Annotated in this window: 13 protein-coding genes; 9 read left to right on the top strand and 4 right to left on the bottom strand. The window is 42.8% G+C overall.

Annotated features, from left to right (window positions below):
• Positions 1–55: 55 nt before the first annotated feature.
• The 4 genes from Q4546_RS01890 to Q4546_RS01875 all read left to right on the top strand — a co-directional run bounded on the left by Q4546_RS01890 (position 56) and on the right by Q4546_RS01875 (position 6,982).
• Positions 56–1,342, top strand: a complete 1,287-nt coding sequence (locus tag Q4546_RS01890) for a hypothetical protein (RefSeq protein WP_303445576.1) — start codon at positions 56–58, stop codon at positions 1,340–1,342.
• A 2-nt stretch (positions 1,343–1,344) separates the two neighbouring features.
• Positions 1,345–3,789, top strand: a complete 2,445-nt coding sequence (locus Q4546_RS01885; RefSeq protein ID WP_303445575.1) for a LamG domain-containing protein — start codon at positions 1,345–1,347, stop codon at positions 3,787–3,789.
• Between the two features lie 101 nt (positions 3,790–3,890).
• Positions 3,891–5,468 (top strand): general secretion pathway protein GspF, encoded by a 1,578-nt coding sequence (locus tag Q4546_RS01880; RefSeq protein ID WP_303445574.1) that lies wholly within the window; start codon positions 3,891–3,893, stop codon positions 5,466–5,468.
• A gap of 866 nt (positions 5,469–6,334) precedes the next feature.
• Entirely contained in the window at positions 6,335–6,982 is a 648-nt protein-coding gene (locus Q4546_RS01875; protein WP_303445573.1) for a hypothetical protein, read from the top strand.
• Positions 6,983–7,096: 114 nt separating this feature from the next.
• On the opposite strand, the gene Q4546_RS01870 is transcribed toward Q4546_RS01875, so the two are convergent.
• The 4 genes from Q4546_RS01870 to lolB form a co-directional block, all read right to left on the bottom strand.
• On the bottom strand, positions 7,097–8,101 hold the full coding sequence (locus Q4546_RS01870) for an FAD:protein FMN transferase (RefSeq protein ID WP_303445572.1): 1,005 nt from the start codon (positions 8,099–8,101) through the stop codon (positions 7,097–7,099).
• Positions 8,102–8,306: 205 nt separating this feature from the next.
• A complete protein-coding gene (locus tag Q4546_RS01865; RefSeq protein WP_076543115.1) occupies positions 8,307–9,254 on the bottom strand; it encodes a ribose-phosphate pyrophosphokinase in 948 nt (315 codons plus the stop codon).
• A 97-nt stretch (positions 9,255–9,351) separates the two neighbouring features.
• Positions 9,352–10,221 (bottom strand): 4-(cytidine 5'-diphospho)-2-C-methyl-D-erythritol kinase, encoded by an 870-nt coding sequence (gene ispE, locus Q4546_RS01860; RefSeq protein ID WP_303445571.1) that lies wholly within the window; start codon positions 10,219–10,221, stop codon positions 9,352–9,354.
• Between the two features lie 98 nt (positions 10,222–10,319).
• Positions 10,320–10,955 carry a lipoprotein insertase outer membrane protein LolB gene (gene lolB, locus Q4546_RS01855; RefSeq protein WP_241900962.1) on the bottom strand — a complete coding sequence of 212 codons (636 nt, stop codon included), beginning with the start codon at positions 10,953–10,955 and terminating at the stop codon, positions 10,320–10,322.
• A 315-nt stretch (positions 10,956–11,270) separates the two neighbouring features.
• On the opposite strand from lolB, the gene hemA reads away from it, so the two are divergent.
• The 5 genes from hemA (at position 11,271) to Q4546_RS01830 (ending at position 15,884) form a co-directional block, all read left to right on the top strand.
• Positions 11,271–12,521 (top strand): glutamyl-tRNA reductase, encoded by a 1,251-nt coding sequence (hemA, locus tag Q4546_RS01850; protein WP_102438932.1) that lies wholly within the window; start codon positions 11,271–11,273, stop codon positions 12,519–12,521.
• A gap of 14 nt (positions 12,522–12,535) precedes the next feature.
• Positions 12,536–13,621 (top strand): peptide chain release factor 1, encoded by a 1,086-nt coding sequence (gene prfA, locus Q4546_RS01845; RefSeq protein WP_076543119.1) that lies wholly within the window; start codon positions 12,536–12,538, stop codon positions 13,619–13,621.
• Between the two features lie 9 nt (positions 13,622–13,630).
• A complete protein-coding gene (gene prmC, locus Q4546_RS01840) occupies positions 13,631–14,488 on the top strand; it encodes a peptide chain release factor N(5)-glutamine methyltransferase (protein ID WP_102438929.1) in 858 nt (285 codons plus the stop codon).
• 202 nt (positions 14,489–14,690) lie between these two features.
• Positions 14,691–15,086, top strand: coding sequence for a SirB2 family protein (locus Q4546_RS01835; protein ID WP_076543121.1), 396 nt, complete (start codon positions 14,691–14,693; stop codon positions 15,084–15,086).
• A 9-nt stretch (positions 15,087–15,095) separates the two neighbouring features.
• Positions 15,096–15,884 (top strand): SirB1 family protein, encoded by a 789-nt coding sequence (locus Q4546_RS01830; RefSeq protein WP_102438925.1) that lies wholly within the window; start codon positions 15,096–15,098, stop codon positions 15,882–15,884.
• Positions 15,885–15,996: the final 112 nt, after the last annotated feature.

Raw genomic sequence — 15,996 nt, 5'->3', positions numbered from 1 at the left:
TTATAACTCTGCCGCTTAAGGCGTTTGTTGGCTGAAATAACGACAAGGAGACAGTATGAAGAGGCAACTTTGTACGGTGAAAAGTCAACGATTTTCAAATAAATTCAATGTGCTAAGAACGCAATTAAGACTGAATAAAACCCGAGCCTTTTTGCATAAATTAACACTAGGTTCAATAATTGTTTTTGCTCCTTTGTCTCATGCTGGGACGTTAGAGCAAGCAAAGCAATTACATGATCGTATCGCCGGTGTTCCCGCATCTGAACAAACCCTCAATGATATAGCGCAATTACTCGACGATAGTAAACCGATAGAAGCGGCTTATTTAGCAATGGAAACCCCAGCTTTTTATTCCACGACTTTAAAATTGTTCGCCACCCCCTGGACTAATATCGATCAAGACAGTTTTGCACCACTAAATGATTACAGTGCAACTGTAATTGGTGCGGTACGAGATGACGTTGATTTCAGGCAGGTACTGCAAGCCGATATGGTGTATGTGGGGAAGAACAGCCTTAATTTACCAGCCTATAGCACCAGTAATAACCAACATTACCAATCATTAGAAGATCAGTTTATTGATTTAAAAGATGGCTTGGAGCGAACCAGTCAGTCTAGCTTAAATGGTTTGCCAAGTGATGCTACAGCAGGCGTTCTAACCAGTAGAGCGGCTGCCAAAGCATTCTTTTATTTAGGTACAAACAGAGCCATGGTGCGTTTTACCTTAATGAATCATTTGTGCACTGATTTAGAGCCCCTAAAAGATAATACCCGTTCACCCGATAGAATCCGCCAAGATGTTAGCCGCAGCCCTGGTGGCGATAGTCGCTTATTTATCAATAACTGTTTAGGTTGCCACAGTGGCATGGATCCATTAGCTCAAGCGTTTGCATTTTATCAATATGATTTTAACCTTGAAGCCGATCCGGTTGGTGATAATGGGGCTATTGCTTACAACCAAAGTGGCCAAGTTGATCCCGATACAGGCACCAGGGTGCAAGGTAAATACCATATTAACTCGACCAGTTTCCCTTACGGTTATGTCACTGAAGATGATGAATGGCATAACTATTGGCGTGAGGGGGTTAACCAAAAGCTTGGCTGGGATGAAACCCTTGAAGGTAAAGGCTTTGGTGCTAAGTCATTAGGTGAGGAGTTTGCTAATAGCCAAGCTTTCGCTCAATGCCAAGTAAAGAAAGTATTTAAAACCGTGTGCTTACGAGATGCAGAGTCCAATGAGGATATTAACCAAATTGCGGCGACCACTGAGTCTTTTCAACAAAACTCATATCAACTTAAGCGTGTATTCGCTGAAGTTGGCAGCTACTGCATGGGAGAGTAACGGTGAAATTATCTCAAAAAACCTTATCTAGCCTCTCGGTGCTGAGTTTATGTTTAACCCTCACGGCATGTGGCGGCGGTGACGTAGAAAGTAATCCGCCTCAACAGCAAGAACCAGACTCTGGCGTGTATACCGGTCCTGCACCTGCCACTGAAGACATTCAAAAATATAAAGTCTCATTGTGGGATAATATCTCAACCCAAAATCGCTGTGGAGCCTGTCATACAGAAGGAAATCAAGCGCCATATTTTGCCAGTCGAGAAGACGTTAACGACGCGTATGCAGCGACGAATCCGCTGGTTGACTTAACTGATCCTGCTTCATCTCGCTTAGTTGAAAAAGTGGCTGGTGGCCATAATTGTTGGCTAGACAGTGATAGTGCCTGTGGTGAAACCATGACTTCGTGGATCAAATTGTGGTCAGATGAACGGGTCAGTAGCGCCAATACAATTGAGTTAACTGCGCCAGTCATTCGAGAGCCAGGTTCAAGCAAAAGTTTCCCAGATGACAGTGCGCTATTTAGCCAACATGTTTACCCCATTGTTAGTCAGTACTGCGTTGATTGTCATAACGAAGGAGCGACTTTTGCTCAGTCACCTTTCTTTGCAAGTAACGATATAACTCAAGCTTACGAGTCGGCTAAAAATGTCATCAACATCGATGAGCCATCTCAGTCTAGATTAGTGGTTCGTTTAGGCAGTGAGTTTCATAACTGTTGGACAAATTGCCAAGAAAATAGCAATGAAATGCTTGCTGCTGTTACAGCGATGAGTGATGCAATTGCTGTCGATGAAATTTCACCAGAAATGGTGGTGTCTAAATCACTACGATTAACGGATGGTATTACCGCTTCAAGTGGTGGTCGATTTGAAACGGATGTCATTGCCTTATACCAGTTCAAAACTGGCGAGGGTTCTACTGCATACGATACCTCTGGTATCGCGCCAGAAGCGAATTTATCGCTGACGGGTGATGTTGAATGGCTCGGCAGTTGGGGCTTATCTTTTACTAATGGTAAAGCGCAGGCCAGTACCGCCAACAGTAAGAAACTCCATGATTTAATCACCTCTACTGGTGAGTTTTCAGTTGAAGCTTGGGTAACACCAAATAATGTCACCCAAGAAGGGCCTGCAAGAATCGTCACTTATTCAGCAGGTGATGATGCACGTAACTTCACATTAGGCCAGAGCCAATATAACTATGACTTTATGCTGCGCACTGAAGCTTCAAGCACCAATGGCGAACCAGCCTTAAGTTCGCCAGATGCCGATGAAGTGTTGCAAGCGACACTGCAGCATGTGGTATTAACTTATAACGCTACAGAAGGGCGAAAAATTTACGTCAATGGTAACTTAATTGAAGTGGCTGATGAAGATATTGCGCCGTTGGCATCTTGGGATGACAGCTTTGCGTTGATTTTAGGACGAGAGGCTTCAAACCAACATGTCTGGCAGGGTGATATTCGTTTGTTGGCGATTTATAACCGCGTACTAGAGCAAGAACAAATCAGCCAAAACTATGATGTTGGTGTAGGTGAGAAATTCTTCTTGCTGTTCTCGGTAAGTCATTTAATTGATTTACCCAATACCTATGTGATGTTTGAAGTCAGCCAATTTGATAATTACAGCTATTTATTTACTGGCGCTTCATTGGTGAATATCGATGGTACGCCAGTGGCTGAAGCATTTGATATGCGTTCAGTTCGTATCGGGATTAATGGTAAAGAAAGTGCCCAAGGACAAGCTTATTCTAACGTCGATTTAGCCATTGAAAGCGGTCAGGCGTTAGCTGAACCTATGTCGCTGTCTGCATTAGGCACTATTATTGGTCTCGAAAAAGGTGCCAGTCAGGATGAGTTTTTCCTCACTTTTGAGCAAATCGGTGAACATGAAAATGTGGTTGTGCCTGGCGTGATAATCACACCTGATGAGTTACCAGCAAATACCGAAACCGCGCAAATAGGCTTAAGAAACTTTGCTGAAATTAACCACTCAATGAGTGAGTTAACTGGTGTACCTCAGCAAACAACCAAAGTGTTTGATACCTATGGGCTAGTAAAAAGCCAACTGCCGAGTGTCGAAAATATCGATACCTTTATTTCTGCACAGCAAATGGGGGTGACGCAACTGGCAATTGCCTATTGCGATGTCGCCATTGATGACGATAGCTTACGCAGCGCTTGGTTCCCTGATATTGACTTCACGCAAGAGCCAAACGTGGCATTAAGCAGCGCAGAAAGACCTAACTTGCTCAACCCGTTAATTGGTCAACTTATGCCGCTGAATTTATCGAGTCAGCCTGATGCTAACTTGGTTTATAACGAGCTGGATTCACTAGTCAGTAATTTGTCTGTGTGTGGCACAAACTGTAATGCAGAGCGAACCCAAACTATTGCTAAAGCCTCATGTGCAGCAGTGTTGGCAAGTGCTGTGATGTTGATTCAATAGGAGCGTAATGATGATAAAAATACCCACACAGATCACCACGTTTCCAATATTGAATATCGACAATCAAGCGGCGGCAAAAAAGAGTTTAAAAGGACTTCAACATGACTAAACGTACTCATCTTCACCCTGACAGTCCTTTATTGTTTTCCGATCATCGTAAACCCATGACTCGGCGTGAGTTTATCTCAACGGGCCTGGCAAAAGGTGGCCAAGCGGTCGCGGGTTTATCATTAATGAGCATGTTTGCTAACCCAAACCAAGCCAATGCTGCGTTGTCTTCTGACCTAGAAGCACTGCGAGACTCATGCGGTATTAGCGTACAAGGGGCGGGTAAAATTCCGTTTATTAGTTTCGATTTAGCGGGCGGCGCCAATATTGCTGGCTCAAATGTGCTGGTTGGTGGCGCAGGAGGTCAGCAAGATTTCTTATCGACAGCTGGCTATAACAAGCTGGGTTTACCTGGTGATATGGCACCATCGATTGCAAACCCTGATGTTGGTATATCTGATTTTATTAACACTGATTTAGGGCTCGCGTTCCACTCTGATTCAGCGTTTTTACGTGGCATATTGGAAAAGGTTTCAGCCGATACCGCATCACGGATTAATGGTGCGGTGATCCCTTGTCGTTCTGATAACGATACAGGTAATAACCCACATAATCCTATGTATGCTATTGCGGCGGCTGGTGCTAACGGCTCGCTGATGCCACTCATTGGCTCGCGCAGCACTGACTCTGGTGGCAACTCAATGGCAGCGGCTAATTTTGTCGATTTGAGCATGCGACCAACTAAAATCGATCGACCGTCTGATGTGACTGGGCTTGTGGATGTGGGTGATTTGTTTAACTTGTTATCTCAGCGCGATGCCGTAACCGTAATGGAAAGCATCCAGCGCATTAGCGCCCAGAAAATGGCTTCGGTGAACACTCAAGTAACTCGTGATGATGTGATTAAAGACTTAGTCAATTGTGGCTATGTGAAAAGTGCTGATTTAGCCGATCGTTTTGGTGATCCTTCGACGCTTAACCCTGTGTTAGATCCTGACATTGTGGGCCCAAGCGGTATCTTTACCATTAATGAATTTGATTCAGAATCAGAGTTCCAAAAAACCGCTTCTATTATGAAGTTGGTGGTCAATGGATTCTCTGGTGCTGGCACTGTCACTATGGGTGGTTTTGACTATCACACAGGTGAGCGTGGTACCGGTGAGTTACGAGATTTACGCGCAGGGCGTTGTATGGGCGCATGTTTGGAATATGCCGCTCGTCGCAATCAACCTTTGATGATGTATGTATTCAGTGATGGCTCGGTTGCCAGTAATGGCCGCATCGATGACTCAATGGAAGGACGAGGCAAGGGCGAATGGACGGGAGATAACTCGTCAACAGGTGCATCTTTCTTCTTGGTGTATAACCCAGCGGGTAAGCCACAATTAATGGGCGCAAGTGCTGATCAAATGGCACAAAACCAACAAATCGGCTTTATGCGCTCTGATGCCTCAGTGGATACCGCATCAGCTCCATCGGCAAATAACGTGAACTTGCTGGTGGATACGGTGTTGCTTAACTACATGGCACTGCATGGTGAACAAGGCCAGTTCAATATGGTGGCACCAAGACAAGGTTTGGGGAACAGTGCGATGTTAGATTCGCTAACAGCGTTTCAGCCGATAGTTTGATTAAAATATAAGTTTATTTTGCTGGTTAAATTGAAAGGCTCAGAGGTTTTCTCTGAGCTTTTTTGTTTTTATATTTGTTTTTATATTTGTTTTTAAATTTAACTAAAATCAGAATCAAAGTCGTGGCGCTTCGCCCACACCCGACGAAAGGGAAACAACAGCATTTCCCTTCTCGACATCCCTTGCCGCCCCAACGAAATTACTCTTTCAAAGCGAGTAAGCTTCATGCTTATTCGAAAATAGCTAACGCTTCCGATAGGCCATCCATGGCCAAACGAAAGCTAGCCTGACGTCCTGTCAGGCTTACGCCATTTTCTTCAACACATTTCAGCAATTTCAATGGGGAACATCAAGCCTGCAACTTCGGTTGTAGTTCCAAATTTTTTTGAAGTTAATTTTATTTGTTTTTTAATGCTTTTGATCTCCTTTGAATATTCAATTCGAATTGAGGTAAGTAAGAAAATCGCGTGAGTCCAGACAGGGATGTCTGGCTAGCTTTCGAGGGGAAGGGACGCCCCATCGGAAGCGTTAGCGATTTTTGCAGCTTAGTGAGGCAGGCTCAAAATATAGGCTAAAGCTGGATGATTCTCCGTTGGAAATTTTGCTTTTTAAATTTCGCCGGAGCGGCGAGGGTGATGCAAGAGGGAGTTGCCGTCCACTCCCTTTTGCTCTGGTGTGGGCGAAGCGCCACGATGTTGAACTTAACCCAAACGAAGTTTGGAAATTAAGCAATCAAATATGGATACTCGTTTATTTAATATAACTTTGATAGAGTGCTTATTAATCAATAGCTTTGCTTTAGTAAGCTATAAATGTTTAGTTCAATAAATGTGTACAATACAAATGTTAGTAATACAAGGAAGTGTATGAAGTTAATCGACTATTCTCAATATTCAATTGATGAGCTATTAGACGTAAAAAGGAGCATTGACCCTAATAGTGAAAATTTTGAGTCTTTGCTGAATGAGTTATCTAGCAGAAAGGAAGAAGTTGCAGCTCATCAAGTTAAAGCAAAACAGAAAGAGCTTAATATTGCTGAAAATAGAGTGCTAATCATTGGCTACCTTCAAGTGATAGCTGCACTTGCAATTACAATAACCTATTTTTTGTCAGTATTTGATGGTACTGCATCCCTATTAAGTACTATGGTTACGGTAGTCTTAGTCGTTCTAAATATTGTGGCTGGTATAACTGCAATCAGAGAAAAGTATAAGTACTATTGGCTTTCAATTCTCAATCAAGCTCTACAAATTCCCAATATTGCAATTGGAACCATTTCTGCTAAATACTCAGGCCTTGGCGGAGCATATGTTTCAATCCATTTAGCCCCTCAGGTTTCCCTTGGTGTTGATGCATCATTCAGTCCAGGCTTCGCTCTTTATCAATATACAGCCTCAATGCAATCACAATTCATATCTATAGATATACTGGCAATTATCTTTCTAGGTGCATTGATAACCGTCAGTGAAGGCAAAAGTACTGCTGACACACATGAGCCTCCTGCCGCACAGTAGCCGAGGCTAACTGATTTGACCGCTGCAGCATTCAAATTCAAATCAAGTAAGATTTGTCCCTACAAATAAGTAGGGGCAGAAAAACTAAGCAAATGCCATTAACCCATCACTTATCTAATCCTGTTGTAGTCCCTCTGATACATGTAACGTCTGTTGATTATCAATAATAATCGCTTCGTATTCTGGCAATTGGTTAATCAGCGTCATGCCTTGTTGTAAGCCTTTTACAAATACGGCTGTTGATAAGGCATCAACGTAAGTTGAGTCTTTACCAATGATGGACACGCTGACCACTTTTCTGGCCGAGTCGCCGGTTTTAGGATTAATGATGTGGTGGTAGCGCACGCCATCTTCGATGAAGTAACGCTCGTAATCACCTGATGTTGAAATTGACTCGTTAGCCAGTGGTAATTGCACCGCTGTTTTTTCAGCGGCTCTAGGGTGCTTAATACCGACAAACCATGGGCGGCCGCGTCTGTCACCGAGCAGTCCTGTATCACCACCTGCGCTGACTAAGGCGTGCTTAATACCTGCAGCTTGTAAAATGGCTAAGCATTGCTTAACGGCATGTCCTTTAGCTATTCCGCCTAAATCAATCCGTACATCTTGGTTTTTAAAACGAACACTAGATTGTGATTTGTCTAAGGTTACTGCGCGGTAATCTATAGCTTCGAGGGCTTGGTTTATCTCGGGTTTCGCTGGCTTTTGTCCTTGGCGGTAATCGTATTGATAACCAATTGAGGCGTAAGTGATATCAAATGTACCGTTTGTCAGCTCAGCAATCTTGTGTGAATCAAGCAGCAAATCAAACAGTTCTTGATTAATGACAACTGCCTCTTTCCCTGCCAGTTGGTTGATTTTGCTTAATTCGCTGTCTGCTTTATAAGGACTCATTAATCGGTCGATGCGATGCATTTCTTGTTCGACAGCGATGATGAGGTTATCTGCAGTTTGTTTTTCATTTGACTCTGTATTCTTCTCTGCTTCTGAAAGCCAAAATTCAACATGAGCTTGGGTCCCCATGACTTCAAAGCTCTTTTGATGCCACTGCGCAGTGACTTGAGTGGATAAGATTAGGCCAACAAAACACAGTGAGATTAATGAGAAAGGCTTAAACATGGGTAATGACTTATTGTTGAATTATTTTTATAGCCAATAGGGTACTGAGTTATGGGTTATTAATCTAGATTGATTTATGCCAAATAACAGCCAATAAAAAACGCACTCGATTGAGTGCGCTTTTTCGATGTCGGTGCTAAGTCGAAGACCTAACTCAAAGACCTAAGCCAGATACCTTAAGTCAGCGACTAATTCAAATAATTGATTAGTGACGGAACATCGCAGAAATAGACTCTTCATTGCTAACACGACGGATCGCTTCAGCAAGTACTGCTGACATTGTTAGCTGAGTTACCTTTTCAAGTTTAGCGATCTCAGGGCTTAATGGCACAGTATCGGTAACGATAACTTCATCGATAACTGATTCAGCGATATTTTTCGCAGCATTGCCAGAAAATACCGGGTGAGTTGCATAAGCGAATACACGGTTAGCACCATGTTCTTTTAACGCTTCTGCCGCTTTACATAAAGTACCACCAGTATCGATCATGTCATCAACAATAATACAGTCACGGCCTTGAACATCACCAATGATATGCATTACTTGAGCTACGTTCGCTTGTGGGCGACGCTTATCGATAATTGCTAAGTCAGAATCATCAAGTAGTTTAGCTACAGCGCGAGCACGTACTACACCACCAATGTCTGGAGAAACAACAACTGGGTTATCAAGTTGCTTGCCTAACATATCTTCTAGCAGTACTGGGCTACCGAAAACGTTATCAACAGGCACATCAAAGAAACCTTGAATTTGCTCAGCGTGAAGATCGCAAGTTAATACGCGGTCAACCCCAACACTTGATAAGAAGTCTGCAACAACTTTAGCAGTAATAGGTACACGAGCACTACGAACACGACGATCTTGACGAGCGTAACCGAAGTATGGAATTACTGCGGTAATACGACCAGCAGATGCACGGCGAAGCGCATCAACCATAACGATAAGTTCCATTAGGTTGTCGTTGGTCGGTGCACAAGTCGATTGGATGATGAATACATCAGCACCACGTACGTTCTCATTGATTTGAACACTGATTTCACCGTCGCTGAAACGGCCTACTACTGCATCGCCAAGTTTGCAAAATAAACGGTCGGCTATTTTTTTGGCTAGTTTAGGGGTAGCGTTACCAGCAAAGAGCTTGATATCGGGCACTTTATGAACCTCAGGTGTTGGCTTTAAGTTAGTGGCTAAAAATGTGACTTAAGGATGTTGTCATCAATAAGCAAAAAACATTTCTAGAAGGTATTTGTTAATCTTGGTTTAAACGTGTCATCAAAGGTGACAGGTTTAAGCCTTTAGCAACAAAGCCGCTCATGGTCGTTGGCAGGTGTGCCAACGCGTCTAGCGCCGATTGTTGCTGTTCGAATTCACCGAAGACGCATGCGCCAGTTCCGGTCATTCTTGACGGCGCATATTCTACCAGCCAGCTTAAGGCATTGGCAACTTGGGGGTGCTTTTCTGTGACAAGTTTTTGGCAATCATTTGACCAATTTTGCTGCATTAAAGTATCGATTGCTAATTTAGGTGTATCGCGAGTTAAGTCTGGCGCTTGGAAAATTGCTTGGGTTGACACATGGACTTCAGGCACTATGACTAGGTAGTATAACTCTGCTGGTTGCACTGCAATAAGCTGTTCACCAATACCTTCAGCGAAAGCAGCAAAACCATTAATAAAAACAGGGACATCCGCGCCAAGTTCTAGGCCGATTTTTACTAGGGTTGCATGGGGTAAATCAAGCCCCCACAACTTATTTAATGCCACTAATGTGGTGGCCGCATCAGATGAACCACCACCTAAACCGCCACCCATAGGCAAGTTTTTACGTAACCAAATTTGTGCGCCGCCCTGATAATTGCAATATTCTTGTAAAGATTTTGCGGCCTTTAGAATTAAGTTATCTTTTTCTGCGACAACTTTTGATAATTCTGAATGCAAGCTTATTTGTTTCGACTCAGTCGTCTGAAAATCTAAATAGTCACATTGGTCAATAAACTGAAACAGGGTTTGAAGCTCGTGGTAACCATCGGCTCGTTGGCCGGTAATATGCAAAAATAAATTGAGCTTTGCAGGAGCTGGCCATTCAGTGGAGATTGCCAAATTGTCTTTATTTGTTGTCATGTAAAAGCCATTCAAGTGGTTTTGTCATTTTGAGTCGAAGTGCCTATATAAGTACTTATATAACAGCGCATCATCAATAGCCGATAAACCAATATCGATTAGTTATTGGTTTGTGCTAGATTGGTTGTTAGCGCTTGCCATTGATTTATCTGTATTTTTATTTGTACATCAGCGCGATTGATTTGCAGTAATCTGGGCAGCTTAGCACCGCTTTGTTGCTGATAACTCATAAAGCTTACCAGCCAATCCCCGCCATTATCAGCACTGCTAAAACGTTTGATGCTGCCATCTGGATTATATTCTAGCACTTCATCATCAGGGGCGACTTGACCTGTGATCCAAAGCGGTAATTTATTAATGGGAATGGTCATGCCGCTGACGCGGTAGATTAGCCGCTCAGGGTTGTTGTCTGTGTAAGTTTTATCTTGAATGTCTAAACTGGCTAGGCCATTTTCAGACTTAAGTGACAATACAGTTGTGCCAATCATGGTGGTAAGGGTCAATTCATCGCGATCATATTGGCTGCTTTGATCGTGCAACCAAAATAAGTTGGTGCTAAATTTATCGCTGCTAGAACGAAAAGCCAGTTTACCTTGTAATTCCCATGCTTGGGCGTCACTGGGGTGCTTTACCTGTGTTTCTGAAAGCGTGTGCGGCGGACGAATAGAACAAGCCGTTAACAATAAACAGCTCATCAACAGTAAGTGTTTTAGGTAAGTTGTTAAAATTCGCAAAGGGACTCACTGGGATAAAAAAGCGATAAGGCATGATACTGGGCAATAAGCTGATTGTAAAAATGCTTTTATAAATAAAACTGATTTGATTAATTATTACTCCTATACTAGACAATATTAGCTAATGTAGATATACATAGCCCTGTTTTTCTTGGTGTATTTTGTCAAATGATGGATGATTTTGTTAACAAGATAGAATTATTAGAAAAAAAATAGATAATTATTCCGTTTTGTTAAGCCAATTGTGTTTTTAGTTTTACCAATTAAGTAGAATGACCTAATTAATGATCCTGCGAAGAACTTAAAACGAGTCACATGAGCCTAGTAGCAATCGGAATAAATCATAAAACCGCCACGGTCGATCTTCGAGAGAAAGTCGCCTTTTCACCGGATAAGATTCACGATGCGATGAAGAGTCTAGCTAGTCGAACTAGCTCGGGTGAATCCGTGATCGTGTCAACCTGTAACCGTACAGAACTTTATTGCAACAACGGCACTAAAGAAGACATAATCGAATGGCTAGAGGATTATCACAATCTTAGTCATGATGATCTCATGCCTTGTATTTATAGCTATGAGGATCAGGAATGCGTTAAACACTTAATGCGCGTGTCTTCAGGCCTAGATTCTCTAGTATTAGGTGAGCCACAAATTCTTGGGCAAGTTAAACAAGCCTTTGCGAAAGCTAAAGAGGCAGGCACAACGGCAGTTACTATTGACCGTTTGTTTCAAAACACCTTTTCAGTGGCTAAAAAAGTGCGTACTGAAACCGAAATTGGCGCCGCCGCGGTGTCAGTGGCGTTTGCCGCTGTCAGCATGGCCAAACATATTTTCTCATCACTAAGTACCACCAATGTATTATTGATTGGCGCTGGAGAAACCATTGAATTAGTTGCCAAGCATTTAAAAGACAATGAGGTTGCCGGTATTGTGGTGGCTAACCGAACGGTTGAGCGTGCACAGGCGATGTGTGAAGAGTTTGATGCAACGGCAATTACGCTGCAACAAATACCAGACTATCTACCTAAAGCCGATATCGTGATATCCTCTACCGCCAGTCCATTGCCTATATTAGGTAAGGGCATGGTCGAAAAGGCACTGAAACAACGTCGTCATCAACCCATGCTATTGGTTGATATTGCAGTTCCTCGTGATATAGAAGCAGAAGTTGGCGAATTAGACGATGCTTTCCTTTATACTGTGGACGATTTACACAGCATCATTGAACAGAACATGGCTTCACGTAAAGAAGCCGCCGAGCAGGCAGAAGTAATTGCCGATGAACAATCTCATATCTTTATGGAATGGGTGCGTTCGTTAGAGTCTGTAGACAGTATTCGAGAATACCGAAGCCAAAGTTTGGCAATTAAAGATGAATTAGTAGAGCGCGCCTTGAACAAATTAACTCAAGGTGGTGACAATGAACAAGTGATTTTAGAGCTAGCCAATAGGCTAACCAATCGCTTAATCCATGCACCGACACAAGCGTTAACTTCTGCTAGTCGTCAAGGGGACTTGAATACCTTAGGCCAATTACGTGTCACGCTTGGTTTGGATAAAAATTAAGGTAATAAAGCTAAATGAAAGAGTCGGTTATTCGCAAGCTGGAAGGCTTGCTTGAACGTAATGAAGAAGTATTGGCATTACTGAGTGATGCACAAGTTATTGCGGATCAAGACCGCTTTCGCGGCTTATCAAAAGAATATTCTCAGTTAGAAGATATTGTAAAAAGCTTTAAAGCGTTTCAAGAGGCTCAAGCCGATCTTGAGTCAGCGCAAGAAATGCTTACTGAAGATGACGCAGAAATGCGTGAAATGGCTCAAGAAGAAATTAAAGCAGCCAAAAAAGCCATTGCAGAACTTGAAGATGAATTACAAATCTTATTGCTTCCAAAAGATCCAAATGACGACCGTAATGCCTTCGTAGAAATCCGTGCCGGCGCCGGTGGTGATGAAGCCGCTATATTCGCGGGTGACTTATTCCGCATGTATTCACGTTTTTGTGAGTCGAATAAGTGGCAAATGGAAATCATGAACGCCAACGAAGGTGAGCATGGTGGCTTTAAAGAATTAATCGTTCACGTAACTGGTGAAGGCGTTTACGGTAAATTGAAATTTGAATCTGGCGGACACCGTGTTCAACGTGTACCAGAAACTGAATCCCAAGGTCGTGTACATACCTCAGCCGTTACCGTGGTTGTATTACCAGAAGTGCCAGAAGCAGAGCAGATTTCAATTAATCCAGCAGATTTAAAAGTCGATACCTTCCGCGCATCTGGCGCAGGTGGTCAGCACGTCAACAAAACCGATTCAGCCATTCGTATTACTCACGTACCGTCAGGTATTGTGGTGGAATGTCAGGATCAACGCTCGCAACATAAAAACCGTGCCCAAGCCATGAGTGTGCTTTCAGCGCGCTTACAAGCGGTTGAAGATGAAAAGCGTCGTAGCGAAGAAGAATCAACCCGCCGTAATCTAGTGGCAAGTGGTGACCGTTCTGAACGTATTCGAACTTACAACTTCCCACAAGGTCGTATGAGTGAGCACCGCATTAATTTAACGCTATACCGCTTAAATGAAATCATGGAAGGCGACTTAAACGCTATTATTGAGCCATTAATGCAAGAGGAACAAGCGGACTTGCTTGCTGCATTAGCTGACGACTAAGGAGTAACCTTGTCACAGTCTTCTTTCTCTACCATTGCGGAGTCTTTGCAATGGGCTTACAGTTTATTGGTCGATTCATCTGAATCGGCCAATATCGATGCAGAAGCCTTGCTTCTGCATTGCATCAATAAGCAGCGTAGCTTCATTTATACTTGGCCTGAAAAAGTCCTCACCACAGATCAATTCAAAGCTTATAAAGCCATGGTCGAAAAGCGCCAGCAAGGTGTGCCTGTGGCACATATTATTGGTGAACGTGAATTTTGGTCATTGCCATTTATTGTTAACGCCACCACCTTGATCCCGCGTCCTGATACTGAAATTTTAGTAGAAACAGCGTTAAATTTGCCTGTAGCGGAAACGGCTAAGGTACTGGATTTAGGTACGGGAACAGGCGCGATAGCATTGTCATTGGCATCTGAGCGACCACAATGGCAAGTCACAGCCGTTGATAAAGTCACTGATGCGGTAGAACTTGCTAAAGCCAACCGGCAAAACTTAAATCTCACTCAAGTTGAAATTTTACAATCAGATTGGTTTAGTGCAATTGAAGGCCGGCAATTTCAATTAATTGTCTCAAACCCTCCTTATATTGACGAAGCCGATGAGCATTTAGCCATGGGTGATGTGCGCTTTGAACCATCAAGTGCATTGACCGCAGGTGACGCAGGTTTTGCTGATTTATTTCATATCGCAACCTATGCGCGGGCTTACTTATCTGAAGGTGGCTATTTACTGCTGGAGCACGGCTTTGAACAGGCGCTGGTCGTAAGACAAAAGCTCATTGAACTTGGTTATGACAATGTCGCAACCGTGCGAGACTTTGGCAGTAATGACCGTTGCACCTTAGGTCAATGGAACAAGGTTTAAGCCACTTGCAACCGCCATTTTTTCGTTCGTTAATCATTGGCAGTGATCCATCGCGTTAATTGCCCAGTTAATACTGAGTTAGTTGCTGATTTACTCATGTAGTGACTGGCCTAATGGGGCGATTTTCACAACATTGCTAATAAGCCGCCAGATCGAGTAAACTAGCGGCCATTTTATCGGTAGCTCAAAGAGAAAAACAATAATGGAAACCTTTTACAGTTTATATCCAGCTGTTAAACACACGCACTTAACCTTCATCTTTTTAAGTGTGGTCTTTTTTGTCACTCGCTTTGTACTACACATGCGCAAGTCGCCAATCATGGATAAAAAGTTTGTTAAAGTTGCCCCTCATGTCATTGATACCTTCTTATTGTTATCAGGGCTAATCTTGTGCTTCATGATCAAACAATATCCATTTGTCGATGAGTGGATGACTGAAAAATTAATTGCAGTTTTAGCCTACATTGGATTGGGCGTTATGGCACTTAAAGGTAACCGTAACAATTTATTCAAAATCTTCGCCTTTTTAGGTGCTATCGGATGGCTCGTATTAGCTGCCAGGCTGGCTCATTTTAAACAAGTTGTATTAATGGGTTAATAGAGTTTAATGGCAAAACATCAAATGAAAGATGCAGTTAAGATCCCTGAAACTGCATTTGAAATAACACAACATCTTGGCTTTTCTCAAGAGAAGAAAGCGCTTTGGGCTTGGTATGAAATTGCCGGCTCAGTGATGAGCTTATATGTCGAAGATCAGCAACAGCGCTTTGAAGGTTTATTGCACTGGTTTTATGATGATTTAGGCTTTTGTGTGCGTGATGATTACTTTAGTGTTGATGCTGCCGATCTTGGTCGCTGCATTATGACCCGTCAAGGTAACAGCACCACCTTAGCCACGGTATTAATTTTACTGGCTAAGCAGCTTGATATTAGCTTAGAAGCGGTATTATTACCGGGGCACACCGTAGTGAGAAGCCATATAAATGATAATGTCATTTATATCGATCCGCTAACGGGGCAGCAATTAAGCCGCCACCAATTGCATATACTGGTGCGTGGTGAGTTAGGTAATTCGGCCATGCTTAAGCCTAAGTACTTAAAAACAGCCAGCCTAAAACGCTTAATAACTCGTATGTTACATGAGCTAAAAGCGGGTTGCATCGTAACCCAGAAATTTGAACAAGCGATGGAATGCTGCAATTTATTGCTGCAGTGGCATCCTGATGATGTGAGCTTAAATCGAGAGCGCGCTTTTATTGCCCAGCAACTGGGGTGCATTAAAGTGGCCATTTCAGATTTACAGCACTTTATCGACAGCAGTCCACACGACCCGGTGACGGAAATTGTCAAAATCCAGCTGAAAGAGTTAAGTCAACAACCACAGACTTATCACTAAGTGGTTAATATAATATTCAAATTCAGGCTCATTTATGAGCCTGAATTGTTTATCGCAAAGCAGTTAATCTGTCAGTAACTTCGCCAATTTAAAATAATAAGTACTTTAAAGT

This window comes from Shewanella sp. 4_MG-2023 (genome assembly GCF_030548015.1).
GTDB lineage: Bacteria > Pseudomonadota > Gammaproteobacteria > Enterobacterales > Shewanellaceae > Shewanella.
This window is presented reverse-complemented; position numbering and strand designations above follow the sequence as displayed.